The sequence below is a fragment of the Bacteroidales bacterium genome (assembly GCA_023229505.1).
Lineage (GTDB): Bacteria > Bacteroidota > Bacteroidia > Bacteroidales > JAGOPY01 > JAGOPY01.
In genome coordinates this window covers 1-26,464 of the sequence record JALNZD010000008.1, presented here as the reverse complement: position 1 = coordinate 26,464, position 26,464 = coordinate 1, and the positions used below count along the sequence as shown (strand labels likewise).

Annotated in this window: 14 protein-coding genes, 2 rRNA genes and 1 pseudogene; 8 read left to right on the top strand and 9 right to left on the bottom strand. The window is 45.1% G+C overall.

Translation table 11 applies throughout. The features are described from left to right. Window positions 1-31: 31 nt before the first annotated feature. The 3 genes from M0Q51_04475 to M0Q51_04465 all read left to right on the top strand — a co-directional run bounded on the left by M0Q51_04475 (window position 32) and on the right by M0Q51_04465 (window position 5,204). Window positions 32-2,953 (top strand): 23S ribosomal RNA (locus M0Q51_04475). 87 nt (window positions 2,954-3,040) lie between these two features. Then, window positions 3,041-3,152: ribosomal RNA gene (gene rrf, locus M0Q51_04470) — 5S ribosomal RNA — on the top strand. Between the two features lie 153 nt (window positions 3,153-3,305). Further along, a complete protein-coding gene (locus tag M0Q51_04465) occupies window positions 3,306-5,204 on the top strand; it encodes a putative porin (protein ID MCK9399235.1) in 1,899 nt (632 codons plus the stop codon). Window positions 5,205-5,290: 86 nt separating this feature from the next. On the opposite strand, the gene M0Q51_04460 is transcribed toward M0Q51_04465, so the two are convergent. From M0Q51_04460 to M0Q51_04450, 3 genes are read right to left on the bottom strand one after another with little or no spacing between them, the layout of a single operon-like run. Then, the gene (locus M0Q51_04460; protein MCK9399234.1) at window positions 5,291-6,127 is read right to left on the bottom strand and encodes a TerB family tellurite resistance protein; all 837 of its coding nucleotides are present in this window, start codon (window positions 6,125-6,127) and stop codon (window positions 5,291-5,293) included. Between the two features lie 3 nt (window positions 6,128-6,130). After that, window positions 6,131-7,468 (bottom strand): saccharopine dehydrogenase NADP-binding domain-containing protein, encoded by a 1,338-nt coding sequence (locus M0Q51_04455; GenBank protein ID MCK9399233.1) that lies wholly within the window; start codon window positions 7,466-7,468, stop codon window positions 6,131-6,133. A gap of 20 nt (window positions 7,469-7,488) precedes the next feature. After that, complete coding sequence (locus tag M0Q51_04450) at window positions 7,489-8,799, bottom strand: bifunctional lysine ketoglutarate reductase /saccharopine dehydrogenase family protein (GenBank protein ID MCK9399232.1); 1,311 nt, start codon at window positions 8,797-8,799, stop codon at window positions 7,489-7,491. A 204-nt stretch (window positions 8,800-9,003) separates the two neighbouring features. Here M0Q51_04450 and ppdK point away from each other — a divergent pair. From ppdK to M0Q51_04430, 4 genes and pseudogenes are all read left to right on the top strand, one after another. Continuing rightward, window positions 9,004-11,718 (top strand): annotated as a pseudogene (gene ppdK, locus M0Q51_04445) (pyruvate, phosphate dikinase). A 118-nt stretch (window positions 11,719-11,836) separates the two neighbouring features. Further along, entirely contained in the window at window positions 11,837-13,471 is a 1,635-nt protein-coding gene (pckA, locus tag M0Q51_04440) for a phosphoenolpyruvate carboxykinase (ATP) (protein MCK9399231.1), read from the top strand. A gap of 308 nt (window positions 13,472-13,779) precedes the next feature. Further along, complete coding sequence (locus M0Q51_04435; GenBank protein ID MCK9399230.1) at window positions 13,780-14,907, top strand: T9SS type A sorting domain-containing protein; 1,128 nt, start codon at window positions 13,780-13,782, stop codon at window positions 14,905-14,907. 2 nt (window positions 14,908-14,909) lie between these two features. Further along, complete coding sequence (locus M0Q51_04430; protein ID MCK9399229.1) at window positions 14,910-15,743, top strand: kinase/pyrophosphorylase; 834 nt, start codon at window positions 14,910-14,912, stop codon at window positions 15,741-15,743. 78 nt (window positions 15,744-15,821) lie between these two features. On the opposite strand, the gene M0Q51_04425 is transcribed toward M0Q51_04430, so the two are convergent. The 6 genes from M0Q51_04425 to tpiA all read right to left on the bottom strand — a co-directional run bounded on the left by M0Q51_04425 (window position 15,822) and on the right by tpiA (window position 24,439). Next, window positions 15,822-16,181, bottom strand: coding sequence for a nuclear transport factor 2 family protein (locus tag M0Q51_04425; GenBank protein ID MCK9399228.1), 360 nt, complete (start codon window positions 16,179-16,181; stop codon window positions 15,822-15,824). A gap of 203 nt (window positions 16,182-16,384) precedes the next feature. After that, entirely contained in the window at window positions 16,385-17,506 is a 1,122-nt protein-coding gene (gene dnaN, locus M0Q51_04420; GenBank protein MCK9399227.1) for a DNA polymerase III subunit beta, read from the bottom strand. A 101-nt stretch (window positions 17,507-17,607) separates the two neighbouring features. After that, on the bottom strand, window positions 17,608-18,231 hold the full coding sequence (plsY, locus tag M0Q51_04415) for a glycerol-3-phosphate 1-O-acyltransferase PlsY (protein ID MCK9399226.1): 624 nt from the start codon (window positions 18,229-18,231) through the stop codon (window positions 17,608-17,610). Window positions 18,232-18,268: 37 nt separating this feature from the next. Continuing rightward, entirely contained in the window at window positions 18,269-22,741 is a 4,473-nt protein-coding gene (locus M0Q51_04410; GenBank protein MCK9399225.1) for a hypothetical protein, read from the bottom strand. A gap of 11 nt (window positions 22,742-22,752) precedes the next feature. Next, complete coding sequence (prmA, locus tag M0Q51_04405; GenBank protein MCK9399224.1) at window positions 22,753-23,580, bottom strand: 50S ribosomal protein L11 methyltransferase; 828 nt, start codon at window positions 23,578-23,580, stop codon at window positions 22,753-22,755. Window positions 23,581-23,671: 91 nt separating this feature from the next. Next, window positions 23,672-24,439: a triose-phosphate isomerase gene (tpiA, locus tag M0Q51_04400; protein MCK9399223.1), complete on the bottom strand. Its 768-nt coding sequence runs from the start codon at window positions 24,437-24,439 to the stop codon at window positions 23,672-23,674. Window positions 24,440-24,635: 196 nt separating this feature from the next. Here tpiA and M0Q51_04395 point away from each other — a divergent pair, with 196 nt between their 5' ends. Continuing rightward, window positions 24,636-26,354, top strand: coding sequence for an N-6 DNA methylase (locus M0Q51_04395; GenBank protein MCK9399222.1), 1,719 nt, complete (start codon window positions 24,636-24,638; stop codon window positions 26,352-26,354). Window positions 26,355-26,464: the final 110 nt, after the last annotated feature.

The following is a 26,464-nucleotide window of genomic DNA, read 5'->3' as shown; positions in this document are numbered from 1 at the left end:
CTGGGTTATCCTGACATTCTACTAGATTAGCAAGAAAGTAATTAAGAGCGCATGGTGGATGCCTTGGCTCTCAGAGGCGATGAAGGACGTGACAAGCTGCGATAAGCTTCGGGGAGGTGCAAATAACCTTCGATCCGGAGATTTCCGAATGGGGCAACCCTCCCGGCTGAAGACCGGGAATCCCGAGTAATCGGGAAGCTAACCCAGGGAACTGAAACATCTTAGTACCTGGAGGAATAGAAAACAATAGTGATTTCCCAAGTAGTGGCGAGCGAACGGGAAACAGCCCAAATCCTGGTGGTTACGGCCATCAGGAGGTTGTAGGACTGCAATACTGGAATTTGGATGCGTAGCAGAATACATCTGGAAAGATGAACCATAGGAGGTGATAGTCCTGTAAGCGAAACAAATCCATTACCTAGCAGTATCCTGAGTACCGCGGGACCGGAGAAATCCTGTGGGAATCTGCCAGCACCATCTGGCAAGGCTAAATACTCCTGAGAGACCGATAGCGAACTAGTACCGTGAGGGAAAGGTGAAAAGAACTTCGAACAGAAGAGTGAAATAGTACCTGAAACCGTGCGCTTACAACCTGTCGGAGGTGAACCTCCTGGCTTGCCAGGATTATTAACTGACGGCGTGCCTTTTGCATAATGAGCCTACGAGTTACTCCTCTCTAGCAAGGTTAACCCCGTTGACGGGGGCAGCCGGAGCGAAAGCAAGTCTGAATAGGGCGTTCAGTTAGAGGGGGTAGACGCGAAACTTTGTGATCTACCCATGATCAGGTTGAAGTTCCGGTAACACGGGATGGAGGACCGAACCAGTGTACGTTGAAAAGTGCTTGGATGAATTGTGGGTAGGGGTGAAAGGCTAATCAAACTGAGAGATAGCTCGTACTCTCCGAAATGCTTTTAGGAGCAGCCTCGATAGTAGTGTCATAGAGGTAGAGCTACTGATTGGACTAGGGGGCTTCACCGCCTACCAAATCCTGACAAACTCCGAATACTATGACATGTTCTTCGGGAGTAAGGCCGCGGGTGCTAAGGTCCGTGGCCGAGAGGGAAACAACCCTGACTATCAGCTAAGGTCCCCAAATATATACTAAGTTGATCAAACGAGGTTTGATTGCAGTGACAGCTAGGATGTTGGCTTGGAAGCAGCCATTCATTTAACGAGTGCGTAACAGCTCACTAGTCGAGCGATCAAGCGTGAATAATAACCGGGCATTAAGTATATTACCGAAGCTGTAGGATCCGTCGAAAGGCGGATCGGTAGGAGAGCATTCCAGTGGCATCGAAGGTGGGTCGTAAGGCCTGCTGGAGCGACTGGAAAAGAAAATGTAGGCATAAGTAACGATAATGCGGGCGAGAAACCCGCACACCGAAAGACTAAGGATTCCGGATCAACGCTAATCGGATCCGGGTTAGTCGGACCCTAAGGTCAACCCGAAAGGGGTAGCCGATGGAAAACAGGTTAATATTCCTGTACCAGCACACATTGCGATGGGGTAACGAAGGGGTGATAGACCCGCGTACTGACGGAATAGTACGTTGAAGGGCGTAGGTATACGTTTGGCAGGTAAATCCGCCGGATGTGCTGAAACCCGATAGTACCGTAAGTCTTCGGACAAGCGGATAGTGGTTGTAAGCTGACTTCCAAGAAAAACCTCTAAGCTTCAGATGTATGCTGTCCGTACCGTAAACCGACACAGGTAGTCGAGGTGAATATCCATAGGTGCTCGAGTGAATCATGGCTAAGGAACTAGGCAAATTAGTCCTGTAACTTCGGAAGAAAGGACTCCCCCGAGTGATCGGGGGGCGCAGAGAAATGGCCCAAGCGACTGTTTATCAAAAACACATGGCCCTGCTAAATCGTTAAGATGACGTATAGAGCCTGACACCTGCCCGGTGCCGGAAGGTTAAGAGGTGGGGTTATCCCGAGTAATCGGGAGAAGCTCTAAATTGAAGCCCCGGTAAACGGCGGCCGTAACTATAACGGTCCTAAGGTAGCGAAATTCCTTGTCGGGTAAGTTCCGACCTGCACGAATGGTGTAACGATTTGGGCGCTGTCTCAGCCATGAGCTCGGTGAAATTGTAGTCCCGGTGAAGATGCCGGGTACCCGCAACGGGACGGAAAGACCCTGTGAACCTTCACTATAACTTAACATTGACATCGGGTAAGCGATGTGTAGGATAGGTGGGAGACTGCGAAGCCGCGGCGCTAGCCGTGGTGGAGTCGTCCTTGAAATACCACCCTTTGCTTGCCTGATGCCTAATCCCGATTTAATCGGGAGACATTGTTTGGTGGGTAGTTTGACTGGGGTGGTCGCCTCCAAAAATGTATCGGAGGCTTTCAAAGGTACCCTCAGCACGCTTGGTAACCGTGCGTAGAGTGCAATAGCATAAGGGTGCTTGACTGAGAGACATACAAGTCGATCAGGTAGGAAACTAGGATATAGTGATCCGGTGGTTCCGTATGGAAGGGCCATCGCTCAAAGGATAAAAGGTACTCCGGGGATAACAGGCTGATCACTCCCAAGAGCTCATATCGACGGAGTGGTTTGGCACCTCGATGTCGGCTCGTCACATCCTGGGGCTGGAGAAGGTCCCAAGGGTTCGGCTGTTCGCCGATTAAAGTGGCACGTGAGCTGGGTTCAGAACGTCGCGAGACAGTTCGGTCCCTATCTGTTGTGGGCGTTGGAAGCTTGAGGGCACCTGACCCTAGTACGAGAGGACCGGGTTGGACGAACCTCTGGTGTACCTGTTGTGGCGCCAGCTGCATCGCAGGGTAGCTATGTTCGGATGAGATAAGCGCTGAAAGCATCTAAGCGCGAAACTCAGCCCAAGATGAGGCTTCCTTTAAGGGTCGTCCTAGACGAGGACGTTGATAGGCTGCAGGTGTAAAGCCAGTAATGGCAAAGCCGAGCAGTACTAATTACCCGTAGCTTTCTGCTAAATGTCAAGATATCCCATTCTAAACTGTATTTTCTTTCACAGCATGTCATTTTTAAAAAATTGCAGCCTCCTTAGGCTAAAGATTTTTTGGTGACTATAGCGGCGGGGTCCACCTCTTCCCATTCCGAACAGAGTCGTTAAGCCCGCCAGCGCAGATGGTACTGCATGTATTTGTGGGAGAGTATGTCGTTGCCAGAATTTATAAAAACCCCGGCCAGATGCCGGGGTTTTTTTTATGACCGTGCCTCACCCCCAACTTGAAGAACAGGTGATCCATTGGATGGAAGAAATGCCTATTTTTGAAAAATAAAACATCACCTGCATCGTTTCATTTTCGACTATTTTATTTTCATGGCCAAACTGATGTCATACCTGCTCCTTCTTCTCCTCCTCCCCTTTTCCCTCTTTGCCGATAAACTCGACTCGCTGCTCCAGATCCATGATACCAGTACCATTATCTATTACTATAACCGGACCGACAATCTTGCAGTCGGAAATTTCAATAAGGTCGGAAGTAACCGCGTGACAGGCTTCCAGCGATATAACCCCCTCGATCAGTCAGGCCGCTTTTATGCCAGTTTTTCTAATGTCGGCCAGGCCCATAAAAACCTCGTCTTCCGGCCAAAATTGTCTGATGGGTTTTTTACCGGGATGGAGTCCTTTGATGTTTATACGTTTACCAATGAAAACACCCGGTATTACAGGCATCTGATCCCCATTACCTATCTTGTTTATGATAATGGTTCTCAAAAAGAACAACTTTTTCGCGTTATCCATAGCCATACTATCAAAAGAACAGTTACCCTGGGAGTCGATTTTTTCCTGATCAATTCACCCGGGACCTATATTAACCAAAAATCAGATGATAAAAGCGTTGTTTTTACCGGGCAATATTTCACTAAAAACCTGCGGTTCGGCGCTATTGCCAATTATCATCATAATAAATTCATCGTTCGTGAAAATGGCGGTATCGTCAATGATACGATCTTCGAAGAAAAGCTTGAAACCGACAGCCGGCTGTTTGATGTCAACCTTCCTACTGCCCAAAATCTGATCAAAGAGTCAGGCGTGCTGGCAAATGCCTATTTCTATCTATCCGGAAAACCGGAACTGAAAGATTCAACCATCACAAAACCTCCTACTTTTCATGCCGGACGGATTTCATACACATTTAATTATACCAGGCAAATCCAGGTATATAGCGATACTGATCCCCTGGCGACTTTCTACCAACCGTTTGATCCTGTTATTGATTCATCAGAAACCTTTGATTCATTACAGGTACAGTCATTTGACAACCACTTTTCCTGGTCAAACCTGCGGATGGGCGACAAACCCGAACAGAAGTACCTGCTGATTATCTTTTCCATCGCTAACAAACATTCATTTATTTCGGATTCCATATCTAAACGCAGCTTTAACAACTGGATCCCGGAAGCAGCAATAATAATAAGGCCATATCGCTCCATGGCAATCCATTTATCAGGAAAATATACCCTGGGCGACTTTAATAACGGTGGTTTTGAACTCAAAGGAATGGCCAACCAGAGCTTTAAGTTAAAAAATAATAAGACAGGCGATATAAACCTGAGCTTCATTACAGCCAGTCAGCAAGCTGGTTATTTCTTCACAAATTTCCAGTCAAATTACTTTCGCTGGGATACTTCATTTTCCTCCCAGATAATCCAACAGGCAGCATTATCATTAAATTTCCTGGGGATCGAGGGAAAGGTTGAATACCATCTGATCAGCGACTATGTTTACCTCGACCAGTCAGCGCATCCCGCACAGTATAAGGGAAGTATTAATATCGTAAAGGCTTCGCTGTCAGATGAATTCCGTTGGAAAGTCTGGGGCATTGACGCCCTGCTTGTTTACCAGTATAATTCCAACAAAGAACTTATAAGAGTACCGGATTTCCTGGCCAGGGTGTCGTTCTTCCCTACCCTGCCTTTATTTAAGAATGCCTGCATACTGCAACCTGGCATCGATCTATTCTATAATACGGCTTATTATGCAAGTGCCTATATGCCAGCTTCCCGGATGTTTTATCTTCAGGATGAAAAAAAGATCGGGAACTATGTTTACATGGATGTCTTTATAAACCTGATGGTCAAGCGGTTCCGGTTTTTCATCAAATACCAGCACTTGAATTTCTTATTCAGCGAGAGCCGCTATTATATGGTTCCTCATTACCCCATGCAGGACGGGATCATAAAGTTCGGGTTGTCATGGAGTTTTTATGATTGACCGCCCCCACCCCTAAATCCCCTCCCCCATCCGTTGGAGGGGAAAGAATTATTGCTGTAGGGGTCAACGGCCGTTGACCCCTACAATTATTTCATCCCTCTCTGCTTCTTAATTTCCTCGTACGCCCCATTTAGCTGCTGGAATTTTTCCTTGGCTGCATGCTGGACATCTTCGCCTATGTGAGCGACTTTATCGGGATGGTACTTTACAGCCATTTTGCGGTAAGCTGCTTTCACTTCGTCTTCCGTGGCTTCCGGTGAAATTTCAAGGACTTTGTATGCGCTATTAATATCCCTGACAAACATGGCCCGGATTGACTCGTAATCTTGCTTTTCGATACCGAGATAACCCGAGATAAGTCCGATCATTTCAACCTCTTTCGGGTTATATTGCCCGTCGGCTGAAGAAAGTCCAAAGAGATAATGCAGTAACTGCAGGCGGGACGGATATTCCATGTATTGCCCGATCTGCTGGCATACCTCAGGCAGGTCGAAATCCTGCTTCAGTATCTCCTGGAGCATCTGGATCCGGTTGTTCGCGGTTTCTACTCCAAATTGCCGGATGAAAAAGTTTTTGACATAATCCAGTTCCGATTTCATCACTTTACCGTCGGCGCGCATGACAGCGGCGGAAAGCACCAGCAAGCTAATGCTGAAATCGCCCGATTGGGTTGGTTTGTATTCAAACTTCCCAGATTGCATTCCGTCGACCATAGTGCCGAAAATAAATCCGAGTATACCCCCTATCGGTCCGCCGAAGGCCCAACCGAGCCCGCCCCCGATCCACTTGGCATAACGCATTTTTACCATATCTGCTTTTTTGATCTTTTGTTTTTTGGTTTGCTTTCCGCCCGTCCCGAAATCCATGTTCCCGATCAGGTATAAAATTACCAGGATCAGGGCGATAGTGATGAAATATTTCATTCTCTAATTTATCCTCTCACTCACCGGAAGCCCATATTCTTCCACCATCTTAATATGCATGGTTTCAAGTTGGTTGAGGATCGGGTTGTAAATGGCGGGGATTACCGGGATATGGACGCCCTTGGCCTGGATCTTTCCGTGAAGGATCATATCGACCCCGCAGGCAGCCGGCAAAGCTACGGTTCTGGCGATGGAAGTATCGGTTTTCAGGGTACCGAAATCGAGCATGCGCGATTTGATCACCTCTTTTTTCCCATCAGGATAACCGGCCAGGAATGTGTGCTGCATCACCACCATGTCGCGTTCTTCCGGCTGGATCATCATTTTAGCGATCATCAGGTCGGAAACGATCTCAAACGGGCTGTCTTCCTTCCTGTTTAAAGGCTCATTGCTGAACAATCCGAGCCATTCCATGGCTATGAGCGGACGTGCGCCAGGTTTAAGTCCCAGTTTGGTTGCAACTTTGTCCCGGATGCTTGCCGCAGAGGCCTCCCCTATCTGTTTTGCCATGAAACCGGCGTAGGTCAGTCCTTCAAGGTTTATCTTATCGTAAGTTATCAGCTTGATCACTTTAAGCGCATCAATGATCTCGCACCAGCCTTCGTAACGGAATGTGCCGCGCATAATGGTCTTTGCTTCGGGAATTCCATACAGCTCCTTGTAAGGAAGGGAATCCCTGTTGGGATAAACATCAAGTAAACCAATTTTCGGGAAGTTCACTTTCAGGGGATTCCTGAATAAATTCTCAGTCGGAATGTATTTTTCTTCCCCGTTCTTCAGGAACTTACCATCGTTATTTCCGGCCATCACCACGCCTTTTGGCGCCCAGGTGAATTTATAGTGGAATGGGTTTTCTTCTACTTCGGGCGCTACCAGTGCTCCGCAGAAGGAATAGAACTCTTCCACCTTACCACCTTTGCCATGGATATGATCGATGATGCGCATGGCCGACATGTGATCGATACCCGGATCAAGGCCCAGTTCATTCAGGATGATGATTCCGGCTTGTTTAGCTTCCGCATCCAGTGCCTGCATCTCAGGCTTCACATAAGACGTAGTAACCATATTTTTCTTAAGGCGGATGCACTTTTTAGCCACCATCACGTGATGAAGATAAGGCAGCAAGCTGACCGTCAGGTCGTGCTCAGCGATCATCTTATCAAGTTCGGCTTCCTGTTCGACTGTCCAGGCAACAGAACGGCCATTGGGATGACCAGCGATCATTTCATCAGCTTTCGACTTAGTACGGGTAGCAACCGTGACGATAATATTTTTATCCAGTAAATAACGCACGATGGGTTTCACCACCATGCCGGCTCCAAGGATCAGGACTTTTTTCATTACAAAATATTGTTAACTTATTAAATTAAAAACTTCTTCAAATACTCATAATCCGGTGTAAACTCGCCTTTGAACAGGATCATTGCCTTACGGACCGGGCCGGGAAGGCGCATCTTTGAAAATGGCAGATCGAAATCGGCTTTTGCAATGGGGGCCACGTAGCGCCAGAGCACATCACTGAAAAACCGGGAAGCATCCCTGGGAAGTTCACTGGGCAGAATATCTACCGCCATCACAAGCAGCCCTTCCCCTTTAAAGCCGTCAGAAGGCTCACGGGTAAAAGGATTATACACGAAAACAGGATTCTCGATTTCCGTGCCTTTGTGCGTAATTTCAACCGAACCTTCCGGGTCACAGGTGATATCGCCGACAACAGTTAGCTTTGGTGCACCTTCTTTAAATAACTGCTCAGTGAAATCTTTGGTCAAAAGCCTGGGATACCGCTGGTCCCAATAAATGCAGTTAACAAGTACAGTCAGGTAAGGGAGATATTTTTCAAACTGGCTCTTGTATTTTTCAGGATGCTGATAATAGTCAAGCAATTCGAATTTATCTTCCGGGTTTACAGGTTCAACGAGGTGTTCTTCCTTAAAAACGACTTTATAGATGATATTATCAGGAAGATGCGCATGCTTATGTAATGACAGCAACTCATCGGGCAGGATTTCCTTTACAGGTAGCAGTGAAGCGATTTCCTGTACTCCCTGGGAAACATTCCCGTAACCCGTAATCCCGATCACGACCGGCTTAAGTTCCGGCGGAAGGCCCCTTTCGATAATCTTCTGGCCGACTTTGGATACAACTTTGCGAGCTTCGCCAAGGGAGTGATAGTTATGTGTCTGGGCGATATCAAGGAATGGTGTAATGATACCCGATTCTTCCAGGCGTTGTCCAAGCGACCATAGTGAATTGATCATCCCTGCCAGGCCTGCATATCGCCCGAAAAAGATCAGTCTTTTACCCATCTCATCTACTACCCGCTCATAATCGATCAAACTGCAGTTGAGTTCCATCAGCCGTCTCAGCATGGACATATTGTGCGGTTGTCCTTTGATGACGTGGGAGAAAAAGATATAGGTTTTATCAGCTTCCAGGCGCTCAATGGGGATTTCCTTCACGCCAAAGATCACAGGGCAATCGCTCAGGTCATCGGTGACATTAGCACCGACAGCTTCATATTCTTCATCAGAATAGACTCTCTTGGCAGAAGTTTCAACAAAAAACTCCACTCCTTCTTCTTCAATAAGTTTTTTAAGGTGGGCGGGTACAAGCGGCACACGGCGTTCCATGACGTATTTGTCTTCGTAACGGATCCCGATTTTTTTCATCATATTTCTATTTGGCAGTCAATTGTAAATTGCGTGACAAACTTATGAAAATTCGGGGAGCTGGAGGAGGTGAATTGTTTATTTTTTCACAGCACCTCGTTTTAAAATCGTTCAGCTTTCAGAAATTTCCTACCTTTGCATCTTTATTTAAAATTACCGATAATTTAACACTAAATCACTCATTTACAAATAATAAAGAAAAATATCATGGCTAAACGCAAGTACGTTTACACGTTTGGAAATAAGCAGGCAGAAGGCAATGCCGGAATGAAAGACCTGCTGGGCGGCAAGGGGGCCAATTTAGCTGAAATGAACCTGATCGGCGTGCCGGTTCCACCGGGGATGACGATTACCACTGAGGTCTGTACACAATATTACAAAATAGGCAAGGAAAAAGCCCTTGAAATGATCCGCACTGAAGTAGAAGCAGGCGTAAAATACCTGGAAAAGATCATGGGAAGCAAGTTTGGCGATATACAAAATCCATTGCTGCTTTCCGTCCGTTCCGGTTCAAGGGCATCGATGCCGGGCATGATGGACACTATCCTGAACCTTGGCATGAATGAAAAGGCCGTGGCAGGTTTAGCCAAGAAGACCGGAAATGAACGGTTCGCATGGGATTCATACCGGCGTTTCGTCCAGATGTACGGTGATGTGGTTCTCGGGCTTAAACCGGCATCCAAAGAAGATGTTGATCCTTTTGAAGAAATTATTGAAGAACTCAAAGTTGAAAAAAGTATTGAAAATGATACCGATTTGACCGCTGAAAACCTGAAGGAACTGGTAAAAAGATTTAAGGCTACAGTTAAGAAGAAAACCGGCCACAGCTTTCCGACAAATCCCTGGGATCAGCTCTGGGGTGCTATCGTTGCCGTATTCAGCAGCTGGATGAACGAACGCGCTATTTATTACCGCAAACTGAATAATATCCCCGAAGAATGGGGAACAGCCGTGAGTGTCCAGGCCATGGTATTTGGCAATATGGGCGATAATTCCGCCACCGGTGTTGCTTTTACCCGTGATGCCGGCACCGGTGAGAACATTTTCAATGGTGAGTACCTGATCAATGCCCAGGGCGAAGATGTGGTTGCCGGTATCCGGACTCCTCAGCAAATCACCAAAGAAGGCTCACAGCGCTGGGCCAAACTGGCTAACATATCTGAAGAAATCCGTGCTGAAAAATATCCTTCCCTCGAAGAATCCATGCCCGGAATTTACAAGGAACTGGATAAGATCCAGCAAAAACTTGAAGATCATTATAAAGATATGCAGGACCTTGAATTTACCATCCAGAATGGCAAACTCTGGTTGCTGCAGACACGTAACGGCAAGCGCACAGGTTTCGCCATGGTCAAAATCGCCATGGACATGCTTAAGGAAAAAATGATCGATGTAAGGACCGCTGTAATGCGCGTGGAGCCCAACAAGCTCGACGAATTGCTTCATCCGGTTTTCGATGCCGATGCAATGAAGAAAGCTGCCGTTTTAGCTAAAGGTTTACCGGCTTCCCCCGGTGCCGCTACCGGCCAGATGGTTTTCTTCGCCGATGATGCTGAGGCATGGGCTGCACAGGGCAAATCCACCATCCTTGTCCGTATTGAAACTTCCCCGGAAGATTTGAAAGGGATGAACGTGGCCAACGGTATCCTGACGGCCCGTGGCGGAATGACGTCGCATGCTGCTGTTGTAGCACGCGGAATGGGAAAATGCTGCGTCTCTGGCGCAGGAAACATCAAGATCGATTACAAAGCCCGTACGATGACCATCGATGGGAGGGAATTCAAGGAAGGCGACTGGATCTCGCTCAATGGCTCGACAGGCGAGCTTTATGAAGGCAAATTATTGACCCGTGATGCGGAAATGAGCGGCGATTTCGGCGAACTGATGGAACTGGCAGACCGCTTTGCCAAAATGCATGTCAGGACAAATGCCGATACTCCTCATGACGCCATTGTCGCCCGTAATTTCGGTGCTAAAGGCATTGGCCTCTGCCGCACGGAGCACATGTTCTTTGAAGGCGACCGCATCCTCGCCATGCGCGAGATGATCCTGGCCGATGATGAAAAAGGCCGTCGCAAAGCCCTGGACAAACTGTTACCCATCCAGCGCAGCGATTTTGAAGGTATTCTCGAAGCCATGCACGAACTTCCTGTTACTATCCGCCTCCTCGATCCTCCCCTGCACGAATTCGTTCCGCATGAAGAAGAGAATCAGAAGGAAATGGCAAAGCAGATGGGCGTTACTGCTAAAAAGATCAGGCAAAAAGTCGAAGAACTCCATGAAATGAACCCGATGCTGGGTCACCGTGGCTGCCGTTTAGGGAACACATACCCTGAGATCTCCGAGATGCAGGCCAGGGCTATCATCGAAGCTGCCCTGAACCTGAAGAAACGAGGTGTTATTGCATTGCCTGAGATCATGATCCCGCTTACCGGGACCCTCAAGGAGATGAAAATGCAGGAAGATATTGTCAGGAATACAGCAGAGAAGGTGTTTGCCGAGCGTAAAGATCGTATCGATTACCTGGTGGGTACTATGATCGAAGTTCCCCGTGCTGCCATTACAGCCGATGAAATTGCTCAATCGGCCGAATTTTTCTCTTTTGGCACCAACGACCTAACCCAGATGACCTTCGGCTATTCAAGGGATGATGCCGGAAAATTCCTGCCTGTATATCTGAAGAAAGGCATCCTGAAGTTTGATCCTTTTCAGGTTTTAGACCAGGAAGGAGTTGGCAAACTCATGAAGATAGCCGTAAAAAAAGGCAGGAAGACCAGACCGCATATCAAGATAGGCATTTGTGGTGAACATGGCGGTGAACCTTCTTCGGTGGAGTTTTGCAACTCTTTGAAGTTCGACTATGTTTCCTGCTCGCCATACAGGGTGCCAATCGCAAGGTTAGCTGCAGCGCAGGCCGTCATCCGAAAAAAAATCAGTAAAAAGGCTTTGAAAGAAGTAAAACTTTCAGAGAAAAAATCAAAGAAAAAAGGCAAAAAGTCCAAATCATAAATCCGGATAATAAATCTCAAATTACTTCATTATGGCTAATCAGGAGAAGATCAGGGAAGATCTGAATAAATACGGCATTCGTGATGTCATAGAAATAGTTTATAACCCTTCATTCGATTATTTGTATGAAGAAGAGCTAAGCCCTGATTTGGATGGATATGAGAAAGGTGTTCTCACAGAACTCGGGGCTGTTAATGTCATGACCGGCATCTTTACCGGCCGTTCACCGAAAGACAAATACATAGTCCTTGATGACAAGTCAAAAGAGACGGTTTGGTGGGCTGCCCCGACCAACCGCTCTGATAACAAACCGGTTGACCATACTGTATGGAATCACTGCTATGACCTTGGCGCCAATCAATTATCCGGCAAAAAGTTATATGTTGTAGATGGTTTTGCCGGTACCAACAAGGATACCCGCATCAATATCCGGTTTATTATGGAGGTTGCATGGCAGGCACATTTTATAAAGAATATGTTCATTCGTCCTTCAGATGCGGAACTTGAATCTTTCAAACCGGATTTTGTCGTACTGAATGCTGCCAAAACTGTCAACTTTGAATGGCAAAACATGAAGCGGACTGACGGTGTTCCGCTTAACTCGGAAGTATTCGTCATCTTCAACCTGACAGAGGGAAAAGCCGTAATTGGCGGAAGCTGGTATGGCGGGGAAATGAAAAAAGGCATCTTCTCCATCATGAATTATTACCTGCCTCTCAAAGGAATTGCAGCCATGCACTGTTCTGCAAACGTCGGCAAAGACGGAGATACAGCGATATTTTTCGGCCTGTCGGGAACGGGAAAAACTACCCTTTCCACCGACCCAAAACGTGCATTAATCGGTGATGATGAACACGGCTGGGATGATGAAGGCATCTTCAATTTTGAAGGAGGATGTTATGCCAAATGCATTAACCTTGATAAGGAGAGTGAGCCTGATATTTACCATGCCATTAAAAGAGATGCGTTGCTTGAGAATGTCACTGTTAACAAGAATGGAAAAATTGATTTCAATGATGGGTCAGTTACGCAGAATACACGTGTCTCCTACCCTATCTATCATATTGATAATATCGTCAAACCGGTTTCCAAAGCCGGTCCGGCAAAAAAAGTCATCTTCCTGACTGCCGATGCATATGGTGTTATGCCACCGGTATCCAGACTCACACCTGATCAGACTCAATATCATTTCCTTTCAGGATTCACGGCAAAGCTTGCCGGTACCGAAAGAGGTGTAACAACACCCCAGCCAACTTTCTCAGCCTGTTTTGGGGCTGCTTTCCTGTTATTACATCCGACTAAATATGGCGAAGAGCTTGTAAAACGGATGGAAGCCAACGGTGCAGAGGCATTCCTGGTCAATACCGGCTGGAATGGCACAGGAAAACGTATTTCGATCAAAGATACCCGGCGGATTATCGATGCAATTCTTGACGGTTCGATAAATAAAGCCAAAACCAAGACGATCCCGATCTTCAACCTGAAAGTACCCATTGCCTTGCATGACGTCGATCCTGGTATTCTTGATCCGAGAGATACTTACGCTGATCCTGAAGAGTGGTACAAAAAAGCCCGTGAATTAGGTGCTTTGTTTATTAAGAATTTCAATCAATATACTGATAACGAGCAGGGGAAGAGGCTGGTGGCTGCAGGACCGCAGGTTTAGTTCGCAGTTCCCAGTTCGCAGTCGATGGTCGGCGGTTAGCGCATCGGCAGTCGACGATCAATAGCGCACTCCGAGGAGTGCAATGAAAGTAGCCCTGGATGAAATCCAGGGTAGAAAGAAATCACCATGAATAACCCCTCCCTTTATTAATGTATCTATTTGTTGGTCAATATCATAGGGAGGGGCAGGGGTGGGAAAGTCATGGACGATTTTTCATTTAAGCAACCAAATAAACAATCATCCGATATCCGAAAAATATTCTATTAATAATCTAACATTTTAGTATATTTGGGGTAAACTACACAGCGATGAAATGTTTCATTATCAGTTTATCGGCTCTTTGTTTATTTAACTTCACATTATTCGCCCAGGATACAACCTACCAATCTCCTTCCAATGTGCGCAATGGTTCTGATCATTTGCCCAATCAGGTGGATTTGATGTGGACACCACCTTCTGGTTGGATTCCATCACCTGTTGACCGATGGTATGATTATGACCGGGGGATTTATGGTGGAGATGCAATAGGATCGTGTCCCGGATGTCCGGTAGAAGTTGCCATAAGATGGGATGCCAATCATTTCAACCTGTATGATTCCCTTTATATTTCGAAAATCAGATATGTTTTAAGGGAATCTGCATTAGATCATGCACTTAGAGTATACCAGAAGGAAGGTGAAATATTTGACACATTATTAAATTATCCATTGGAAGAGAACCTGGTTTACTATGTTTTCGATACAATGGAATTTGCACCCATTCTGCTGGACATTTCAAAAGAACTCTGGGTGGGACTATGGGTCAGCGATCTGGGGCCTGGATACCCCCTGGCGGTAGGAAATTCTCCTGTTATTGACGGGTATGGAAATATGATTAAGATTTATTATTATGGATACTGGCAAACATTGACTGAAATTAACCCCGATTTTCGTTGGCCATGGAATTTAGGAGCATACCTGGAAACACCGAATGACTCAATCATTTATCCCGTGTTTAATGTTTACAGGGCTATTGATAATCTCCCTTATGAAAGAATCCATGAAGGCCATTTATTTGATACCATTTATCATGATTACATTCATGATCTTGGTCCCTGCTACCTTTATTATTATGTAACCTGTGTTTATGAAGATGGGGAATCAATGCCTTCCGATACGCTTCATATCTCACTTGTAAATACTCCGGAGATTATTCAGAATAATAAAATCAAAGTCTTTCCAAATCCCGCATCAGATCATGTATCCATAGAATCTGCCAGAGGAAAGATTAATTCAATTTCATTGATCGACAGCCACGGAAGTGCAGTAATGGAAGAAATAGTGGGTGATGAACGAATTGACCTGGATATATCACACCTAAACAGTTCTATTTATATCATCAAAGTAATTACGAAGGAAGGATTTTTTACCTCCAAATTGCTGGTAGTAAAACAGTGATAATGCACCAAATTTTTGTGGCATCAGATGGTACGGGGCGGACGGCAGAACAGGCTGTCAGAGCTGCCATGACGCAGTTTCCCGATCAGGACATTGAGATCCTCCGGTTTAGCGATATCCGCACCAATTTACAAATCCAGCAGCTTGTTCAGCAGGCCATCGGGATGAGAGCCTTCATCGTTCATACCCTCGTCAGTGATAAGCTCAGGGAGGAGCTTTTCCGGGTTGCAAGGCTACACGATGTGGAAACTATCGACCTGATGGGCCCATTGCTAGACAGGATGTCGGATCAGTTTTCAGTTAATCCCAGCGAACAGCCTGGACTTTTCAGGGTAATTAACGAGTCTTATTTCAGGCGGATAGAGACCATGCAGTTTGCCTTCAACCATGATGATGGCAAACGGGTCGAAGAACTTAAAAAAGCGGAAATCGTCCTGCTGGGTGTCAGCCGTACCTTTAAAACCCCGTTAAGTATATTCCTTGCGTTTAAGCAGTGGTTTGTCGCCAATGTGCCTATTGTGCTGGGCATCCCAATGCCGGAAATCATTTACCAGATTCCGCCCGATAAGGTTTTTTGCCTGAGCACTTACCCGAATCGGTTAACCCAGTTGCGGAAAGCCCGCCAGGAAAGACTGGGCGGAACAACCAGTGAGTATGCCAACCTGGATTACGTCAAGAGGGAATGCCTGTATGCTTCACAAATCTTTTCCAGCCAGCCCAAATGGCAAAGGATCAATGTTACCAGCAAAGCTATTGAGGAGATTGCATCTGAAATTATTGCATTAATGCCTAAGAAGTCAGAAGACAGAAGACAGGAGACAGAAGAAAACGAATAGTAGAGCGGTTGGCGGTTGGCGGTCAACAGTCAATGCTTTAGCAATTTAACAATCTTCTGTCTTCTGTCTTCTGTCTTCTCACTTATACAACTCCGAATTATCCACGAAAATCAGGAATTCCCTGATAAGATCGGCTTTCATCTTTAATAAAACAGCAAAAGGCACTTTAAGGACGGAATCATCGAAACGGGTGTAATTGACATAGCCTGTAACAAACCACACATCCACCGCATTCCAGTATTCAAGGTCTGAATGACGGATGGCTTTTATTGATTGAAAGAATCCGGTGAGAAATGCGGTGATATTCTCTTTTCCTTCAACTGCCGGAATATTGGCAAATCTGAATATTGAATCTTCGGTTATATTGCTGACCAGTTTATTTGCATCCTTTGCATCTATTGCACGGTACAATTCAGGAATGAAGTTATTTTGGATCATAGTTTTAGTTTTTTTTATTCTTAACAATCAACTTTCAATAATGTTGAATCATGATATATTTTTTTCACGCAAAGGGTATAAAGAAAAACACAAAGGGCGCAAAGTCAGCACTTCGCGCTCTCGTCTTTGTAGGGCCGTTTCATGCAACGGCTCTACAACAGTTTTTCATTGTCATTTCTTCTGTTTTCTGTCTTCTGACTTCCTCAATTCAACATAACCGGCATGACGAGCATGAGGATCTCCTCATCTTTATTCTCATTGTCGATGGGTAAAATCAGACCTGCCCGGTTCGGGGCTGACATTTCAAACTTTACCTGTTCGGTAGTGACATTGAGGATCATATCCTGCAGGAAGCGGGAATTAAAGCCAATTTCCATATCATCACCCTCATAGCTGCAAGTCAGCCGTTCCTTGGCTTCATTGGCGAAGTCGATATCTTCTGCTGACAGGACCAGTTCTTTGCCGGAGAGGCGGAAGCGGATCTGGTGGGTTGATTGATTGGCAAACAAAGCCACGCGCTTGATTGAATTCAGCAGCTGGCCACGATCAACAGTAAGGACATTTGGGTTGTTCGTCGGAATGACTGCATCATAATTCGGGTACTTCCCGTCGATCAGGCGGCAGATCAGCCTGAAATTTTCGAATGTAAACAAAGAATTAGTCTGGGAATATTCGATATTCACATCAAATTCCTTATTCGCAAGGATACCTTTAAGCTGGTTCAAAGGTTTTTTTGGCAGGATAAAGGACGTCACCTGGTCTGAGTGTGCGTCTTTTCTCCTGTACCTCACAAGTTTATGCGCATCGGTAGCCACAAAAGTGAGATAATCAGGAGAGAGTTCACAATATACGCCGGACATGACAGGTCGCAATTCATCGCTGCCGGTGGCAAAAATTGTCTTATTAATGGCATCGACAAGCACTCCCGCGCTTACAGTCAGTTTGGAAGTGCCATCAAGAGCCGGGGATTGCGGGAATTCGTCGCTGCTGTGACCGCTCATCTTGTACTTACCTTCACCTGCAGAAATTTCAACCAGCAGGGATTCGGGGTTGATCGTAAAGATTACCGGGATATCGTAAAATGTTTTAAGTGTATCAAGCAATATTTTTGCCGGTATGGTCACTGCACCTGATTCTTCAGCCTTGGTCAGCGGAATGGAAACAGTCATGGTTGTTTCCAGGTCTGATGCTGTTACAAAAAGCTGCTCCTCCCTAAGCTCAAACAGGAAATCATCCAGGATTGGCAATGTATTGGAAGAGCTGATCACCCCGCTCAGGGCCGACAGGTTCCTCAGTAAAACCGAACTTGATACAATGAATTTCATATAGCAGTTTGATTAGGATTTAACATCTGGGTTAATATTGTAAAAATAGGTAAAAATTAACTAAGGGTCAGCAAGGATAATTTTCTTTCTTAACATTTTTTTCACACCGGCTGATCGGGCTTATTACCATGACGATCAGGCCTGAATTTCGATTCTTCTCCTTTTAGTAATCGCTTGATATTTTTCCGGTGGGTCAGAGGAATGAAAATGGCAATCAGAACTGATAAACCGATCAACCACGCATTTTCCTGTTTGAAAAGAAATATCTCAAGAAATGGGAATACTATTGATCCGGTGATAGAACCCAGTGAGACATAACCTGTGGTCAGCAATACTACGATGAATATAGCCAGGACGATCCACACTGTTACCGGGTATAAAGCAATGCCGACGCCCAGTAATGTCGCCACACCCTTTCCGCCCCGGAAGCCGGCCAATAAAGGAAAAACATGGCCCAGGACGACTGCCGTGGCCAAAGCAATTTTCAGATATACCAATTGATCATTTCCGACCTCGTCAGAAATAAAAAAACCGGCCAGCATAACGGCAATCCAGCCTTTAAAAACATCAAAAATAAATACAGGCAAACCTACTTTCCAACCGAGCACCCGTATGGTATTGGTTGCTCCGGCATTTCCGCTGCCGTAATCACGGACATCCAACTTGAAAAAAATCTTGCCCACCCATACCGAAGTTGGTATAGACCCGATTAAGTAGGCAACCATTATTAATAGAATAAACTGAATTATCATCCTGCCGGTTTTAATTCATGAATGGTTCCATCCTCCGGAGGAAATCGATTAGTTTCCTGCGGCTAGAAATTACAAATTCGTAAGTTTCCTCCAGACCGGGCTTGCTCGTCATCCTTTTTTCCGGTTTTAAATCCTCTAATCTGTTATTGTAAATCATATCGGAGGAAATAGTCTGCATGACCCCGTTCCGGTAATCAAAGAAATAATATTGCAAAGGATTGACTTCCAAATAAAGGCTGATCACATCACCGCTCCGGCGGCGGATCAGTTCAAGGTTGCCTCTGACATAACGGTTTACGGCATTTTTCCCAATACTCATGATCCCAATCGGGCCCCTTGAAATATATGATTTAGTAAATGAATTCCAATAGAGGTTCACATCGGTCAGGACAAAGGTATGGACAAGCTTTTCCGGCAGCCTCCTGATATTTCCGTATATGCTGATATCAGCATTAAGATCTTTCGATTCTTGCACACCCATCGCGTATTGGAGGAAATCCTGGTACTCCTGCCGGGTGACATCAAGCCCTTTTAAATCTGATAAGATCAGGCTATCTGCCATGGCATTCAAAGCGGATTCATAAAAGAGGAAATCAAATGTAAGTGTCAGGTTAAAGTTACTGGAATCAGGGATGACCAGGTATTTGATATCGCCAAAACTTTTCAGATCAACATAATTAAAAAACAGTCCCAGGCTCAAGGGGCCTGATGCTTCGATTATACAATTCCTGGTATTAAAAAAAAGTCCTGCCTGATTTTTCAACCCGGTTACTTCTGAAGGCGGAGAAACCCGGTAGCCATTGGTTGCATCATCATAATAAACTTCTCCGGAAGCCGATACAAGAGCAGTATCCCATGAAAGTACCCGTGGCTTGAACCAGGAAGTATAAATTTCCTCTTCATAATCGGAAATCTGTATTGCCAGGTCCAGTGGTTTTCCATCAATATCAACCAAAGGTTGTTGCACCGGAATCCTCACATCCGCTGGATCGATCCAGGATTTGAAATACACCCAGTACTTTTCACCGGGCTTAAAACAATCGTCCCGCGTCTGGAAGCCTCCTTCAAAAAAAAGTTCCTTCCTGGAGGAAACCAAATCCACTTTGCCTTTAAATCCAAAGTGAGGATTAAGTGAGAATTTGACATCTTCGGCGATATCTCCCCGGGCATAGGTTCTCCCGGAAGAATCAACGGCAATTGTGCTCAACGGAAACTGTTGTAAGACTTTGTCAGTTCCAAGATATTGATAATATCCCTTTGCCTGGTAATTCTTCCGTGACAATATATCTACCTCTGCCCTTTCAATCGTATGGAAGCGGGTAGCGGTATCAGTGATGATTCCTGCATTTATCAGCTTTTGGATCTTTCCTCCCTGCAGGATTTTAACAAAGCCGCTGTCTGGAAAAACTGATGCATCGGCTACCCTGATCAGTTTGACATCTTCCGCATCGATGATATATTTATTCAGGTCATATTGGGCAGTCACCGAGAAGAATGATAAAGAATCCGCCTGAAGATTTGTCGCCATTAATCCCGATCCGGAAAGGTCCAGTTTCAGTAATTCTTCACGGGTCATCTGGTCGATACCTGCGTATTTTCCCCCAAGATCATTATAAAGCTTCATTTTATGCTGGTCCATATACCAGTCAATGTTATCCATGAAACAGACAAAGTTGTTGTAAGGAAATGAAACAGTGGAGCCTTTTTCATTGGTTTTAAACTCAACAACGCGGGTATCAAAATCAACATGGGTTCGGTATTTCTCAGCAGAAACGGCCAGGTCATCCGTCCCTTTGGTGAACAGCCTGAAGTCGAGGGTATCGGCATCTATCGTATGGTGGCCGAATTTGTATTTTTCAGAAGCGAGTTCAACACTTTCGAAACCGATCTTACCTCTGCCTGATAACCCTTTGGAGGAATAATAGAGGTCGCCGGTCAGCAAGGCTTTTTCATTGTACATTTTAAAAGGAAAGCTGAGTGTCTGCAAATGCATGGTGTCAATGTAAGGATACCAAACCTGGTAAATACTGTCGGCCGTGACTTCCGGGTATTCGACTTTGGCGATTTGCGCATCGATTGTAAAATGTTTTGCCAGGACTGTGATCATGGAATCAGGGTAAAAAAGGAAGTTGTCAGAAATGGTGTTAGAGGTTAAATATTTCAATTGCCCTTTCCCTCTGAGCCCCCGGTTGCTCAGGTTTACTTCTTCAAAGTACTTTCCTTTGTCAAGATATGCATCATATCCTTCATCAGGCGACTGGTTGATAAAACCAAGGGAATAGTCGGGCTGGACTTTTAAAGGTTGCTTTATATCCGGGAAGATTCCTGAAGAAACCAGGTAACCGTCGAATTGCAGGTTATCTGTTGAGAAATTGTCAAGGCTATCAAGTACGAATGGATAAATATGATAGGCGAACCGGTTGCGGTTATAAAGGGTGTCATGATCATAATAAACGAAAGATTCCTGCTTGCTGATGAATACCGGGAATTCAGGAAATGATTGCAAACTTGATTTATTCGATGGATGATCGATCATGAGCTGCCCGCTGAGGTTTTCGATCACGCTGCCAACTCTTTTCAGTGGTTGATTGCCCTTATCGTCCTTCTGGAATGATTTTACCTGGAAGCTGAGTGAATCAATCAAGGGAAGATTCAGCCGGAAAGAGTCGTATTCAAAGGAGCAGTTATGGGCATAGAAATCAAAAAGCCCGGCTTTGACCAGCCCGGAAAAGACAAAATCCAATCCTTTTTTGATGATGATCTCATTTTTTTCAGGGTAAATATAAACCTGCTGGGAATCGCTGAGGAAAACTTCTTTCACCCCGCGAATAATCAAATCATAATTCTCAAGGTTCAATGAGGCGTTGCTGATATTGATGGTTTCCGAATTTATCCTGATAACATCATAATCTTTCTGGCCTGCACTGGCTTCAATATACTGGTTCAGCCTGTCCTGGATTGTTGCCCTGTCGTTGACCAGGTCATAATAAAGGAATCCCTGGATGCTGAGCTTGAGCATCATGGCCTTCACCTGGTCGGGGGATTTATTCATAAACTGGGCTAATGTGGCAGGGGTCAATTCATTGGTGCTAAAACTCCTGGAGAAATCCCTGATGATATAAAGCGGGTTTTTATCATCTATCCCCTGGATCTTATAAAAATCAAATTTTGAAAAGAAGTTATTTGAGATAAATTCATTAACACTTAACCGGTTGACGCTCGGAACCGATTCAAAATCGACAAAGTTGCTATCGAGGTTCCAGTACATGGCACCGCAATCCATATCTATTTCATGAAAGCCGTTAAAAAACGGGCTTTGAGATATCCCAGATTCAGGGCGGAACATCACAAGCTGGCGTTTATCATTGAAGTATTTGAGTTGCAATCCGGGGTGATAAATAGAATCGCCATCCGTCAGAATACTCAGCGATGCAGGATTTGCCGTGATCTGGTCGCCCTGAATGCGAAAAGCGTTGGATCTGATGTGTGCCTGGATTTTTCCATCCTTTAAAATAAAGAGGGAAGCATTTTTGTCAATTTCTCCTGAACCGATAACCCGCGCACCTTCAACACTGAAACCTCCCTGGTAATCAATATCCTTGTATAAATTCCGGATCTCATAGTTCTTAAGGTATGAATTGAACTGCGGATAGGAAGAACCAGGTCCGGGAGGACTTGAAAGCACTTTTTCGATCAATTCGCCGAAAAGAGGTTCTTTGAAATATTTTTTATTGACTAGTTTGACAGTATCTGCATAGTACTCTGAGAATTTCAGATCAATCCGGTAATAAGACAGGTCAGCGTACACTGAATCGGGATCAAGGCCTACCCTTTCCCAGGTGACTCTTCCCTTTTGTGCTTCCCATTGCTGGGTTTGAGGATAAAAAACACCCACAGTTTTAAGGATTATAGAAGTATCTTTCTTTGAAGCGCAGGTGAGGTTTGCTTTTTTATAGATTACCCTGATTGCGGTGTCATATTCCAGGTTTAAGCTGGTATCGGAAATAAACCAGGAAAATGATGATGACTGAAACAGGATTCCTTCATGGAACATTAATTCATATTGCTCCAGAAAGGCCTGTATTTGTCTTTGGTTCAGCCCGGGGATGCGGTTTTTAAGATCCTCCGACCAAATCAGGACCGCTTCCCTGTTTCCCTTTTTCTTTAAGTTATGGATTACAGAAAAATAGTTATAAATATCCGGGTAGTTGGACAATTTCCTTTGAAGCAATGTATTTGCATTGCTCATAATCAATGCCCTTTCCGTATCATTATATAAATTCAGGAGCCATGTTTCAAGGAAAGGATTCAGCAATTCCCTCACTTTCATACCGGTTGTGGGGTTGGAAATATTGGAAAAGAGCAATTGAACTTCTCCGGAAAATTGTACCGGATCTTCGGTAAAGGACTTCACCAACTGTGACCTTAATGTCAGGGAAGAAAAGATGGCGAGTATAAGTAAAACGATTTTTCCCGAAGGCATGTTCATCCGTTTTATTTATGAAAAAGCATTACAGCCCAATCATTAAGGTTTCGTGCCCCAGTTAAATGCAATCCTGATCCGGAAGCAGATACGGCAATAGTTTCCATGTCTTTCTGATAAAATCCGCTTAACAGCAACATACCATTTTCAACCAGGCCTTCACAGTATGCTTTCATGTCTTGTAAGAGCACATTCCGGTTGATGTTCGCCAGGATGAGGTCAAAGCGGTCCATCCCGATCAAAGCTGCATCTCCCTGGTACACATTCCCTTCTGTTACTTCATTGATCCTGAAATTATCCAGGCCATTGCGCCATGCGCATTCGTCATTATCTATGCCGATAACGTACCGGGCTCCCATTTTATTGGCCAGTATGGCCAGGATTCCTGTGCCACAACCCATATCAAGGACTTCTTTTCCTTCAACATCCAGTTCCAGCAGCCAGGTTGCCATTAGCCGGGTAGTTTCGTGATGGGCAGTTCCGAATGCCATTTTAGGTTCAATGATTATTTCATAGGCGATATTTGTAAGAGGAGGATGAAAAGGCGCCCGGACGTGGCATTTCCCGGCTATGATAACCGGATGGTAGTTTGATTCCCATTCCTGGTTCCAATTCTTATCCTCCAAAAGCTGAACCTCGACTTTCACTTCCGGATGATCACGAAGGGTAGCCAGATCTTTCACCATATCTTCCTCATATATTTCCGAAGGAATATAAGCCAGGAGAGAATGTTCCTCTTCCAGGAAGCTCTCGAATCCTTTTTCCAAAAGTTCAGCCATCAGCAAGGATTTATCTTCTCCAGTGTTAAGTGGGAAAAAAGAGATTTCGAGGTAAACCATTAATTAAAAATTGAAAATTAAAAATTCCACCGTTTCACCGTTCCACCGTTTCACCGTTTCACTGTTCCACTGTTCCACTGTTCAGAATGACTCATTCCCCAGCCGCCAGTACGATCTGGACAAATTCTTCTGCTTTCAGGGAAGCTCCGCCGATCAGGCCGCCATCGACATCGGGCATGGAGAATAGTTCCTTTGCATTTTTCGTATTACAGCTTCCTCCATAAAGGATGGTAATCTCTGCCGCAGCTTCTGCACCATATTTCTGCCAGACCAACTCCCGTATGTAGAAGTGCATTTCCTGCGCCTGCTCAGAAGTGGCGTTGACACCGGTGCCAATAGCCCAGACTGGTTCGTAGGCAATGATCACCCGGGCAAAATCTTCCGCATCAAGCTTGAATATGGTTTGTTCCAGTTGTTGTTTTACGATTTTGAAGTGCTTACCCGCCTCACGTTCTTCAAGCAGTTCCCCGCAACAGAAAATAGGGGCAATATCATGTTTGAGGGCAGTTTTGGCTTTAGCAAGAAGCTCATCATCAGTCTCACTGAAATACTTTCTTCTTTCGGAATGTCCGATAATAGCAAAATCGATATGCATCGAACGGAGCATGGATGCGGAAATCTCGCCCGTATAAGCGCCTGATTCATACTCGCTGACATTCTGCGCCCCGACAAAGACCGGCGAATCTTCCGTAATGTCCCCGGCCAGCTCAAGGTAAATAAACGGCGGACAAATAATAACATCCACTTCATCAGGTTTTCCCCTTTCTTCCAGCAGATCCAGGATATCATAAATCAGTGTATCCGCCTCTTCGAAGGTCTTGTTCATCTTCCAGTTACCGGCGACGATCTTGGTTCTCATAAAGGTGGTTTTAAATGATAAGTGGCAAATATAAGAAAAAGTTGTCAGTCGGTAGTCAGCAGTCAGCGGTCAGCGGTTAGTGGTTAGTGGATAAATGATGCTGACCGCCAACTGCCGACCGCTGACCGCTGACTGCTGACTGCCAACTGTCAACTGTATTCATATCTTTTATAAATTTGACCAGATAATCCAACCTATGGCCCTTTCATGGAATGAAATCAGATCGAGAGCAGTGACCTTTTCAAAAGAATGGGAAAATGAAGCCAGTGAAGATGCTGAAGCAAAATCTTTCTGGGATGCATTCTTTAATGTATTTGGCGTGTCGCGAAGGTTAATTGCCTCTTTCGAAAAACCGGTCAGAAAACTGGATGAATCAACCGGTTATATTGATTTGCTCTGGAAGGGAAATATTCTTGTCGAACACAAATCGAGAGGAAAAAACCTCGATAAAGCCTACAGGCAGGCTCTTGATTATTTTCCGGGTTTAAAAGATTATGAACTGCCGAAATATGTCCTGGTTTCCGATTTTGCCCGTTTCCGGTTGTATGACCTGGAGGAAGACCACCAGGTCGATTTTGAACTGAAAGATTTTTATAAACACATCAAAGAATTCGGTTTTATAGCGGGTTACCAGAAACAGGTTTTTAAAGAGGAAGATCCTGTGAATATCCGGGCAGCCGAGCTGATGGGCAAATTGCACGACAAACTGAAAGAAGTCGGTTACGAAGGACACCCGCTGGAACTCTACCTGGTCCGAATGTTATTTTGTCTTTTTGCGGATGATACCAGTATTTTCGAGCGGGATCATTTCAATACTTTCATTAAAAACAGGACAAATGAGGACGGAAGCGATCTCGGCGCAAGGCTCGGAGAATTGTTTTATATTCTGAACCAGCCGAAAGATCACAGGTTAAAAAACCTGGACGATGATCTTGCCTTATTTCCTTATGTAAACGGAAAACTTTTTGAAGAACCGCTTCCGCCGGCAGCATTCGACAGCAATATGCGGAATATTTTACTGGAATGTTGCGCGCTGAACTGGGGAAAAATCTCGCCGGCCATCTTCGGTTCCTTGTTTCAAAGCGTGATGGATCCCAAAGCCCGCCGTAATCTTGGCGCTCACTACACTTCTGAAAAAAATATCCTCAAAGTCATTAAGCCGCTGTTCCTGGATGATCTGTGGAAAGAATTTGAAACGGTGAAAGACAGCCGCAACAAACTGCTGCAGTTTCACGAAAAGATTTCCCTTTTCCGGTTTCTCGATCCGGCATGCGGTTGTGGCAATTTCCTGGTGATCTCCTACCGTGAGCTTCGGCTGCTTGAGCTTGAAATCGTCAAGACGCTCCAGAAAGGCCAGCAGATGACAGACATTGCCGAGCGTCTCAAGCTGAATGTCGACCGGTTTTACGGCATCGAACTGGAAGAATTCCCTTCGCAGATTGCCCAGGTAGGCATGTGGCTGACCGACCACCAGATGAACCTGCGGGTGAGTGAAGAATTCGGCGAGTACTATATCCGCCTGCCTTTGGTCAAACGACCCAATATTGTCCAGGGTAATGCCCTCCGGCTGGATTGGCAAAGCCTCATCGACCCGATTCCATGGGAGAAAAAAGAGCAACGGTTCGACTATATCTTTGGCAATCCGCCGTTTTCAGGCAAACATCTTCAGGACGTTGATCAGAAGTCGGATATGAATTTGGTTTTCAGAGATGTTAAAGGAGCCGGAGTGCTTGATTATGTTTCAGCCTGGTATATTAAGGCTGCAAAATACCTATGTGAGAATGATTTACAAATTAACTTCGATAATATTAAAGCCCCGTTCAGGACCAGATGTGCATTTGTTTCTACTAATTCTATCACCCAGGGTGAACAAGTCAGTATTCTCTGGAATGAACTATTTAGTGTCTGTCTTTAACCTCAAAATGTTAATAAATACAGGGGTTTGCTAGAATATATCAAGAAAGTTCCCAGTATCTTCGAAGTAAAGATAATGAATCCATGAAAATCTTCAACGATTTACTTCTG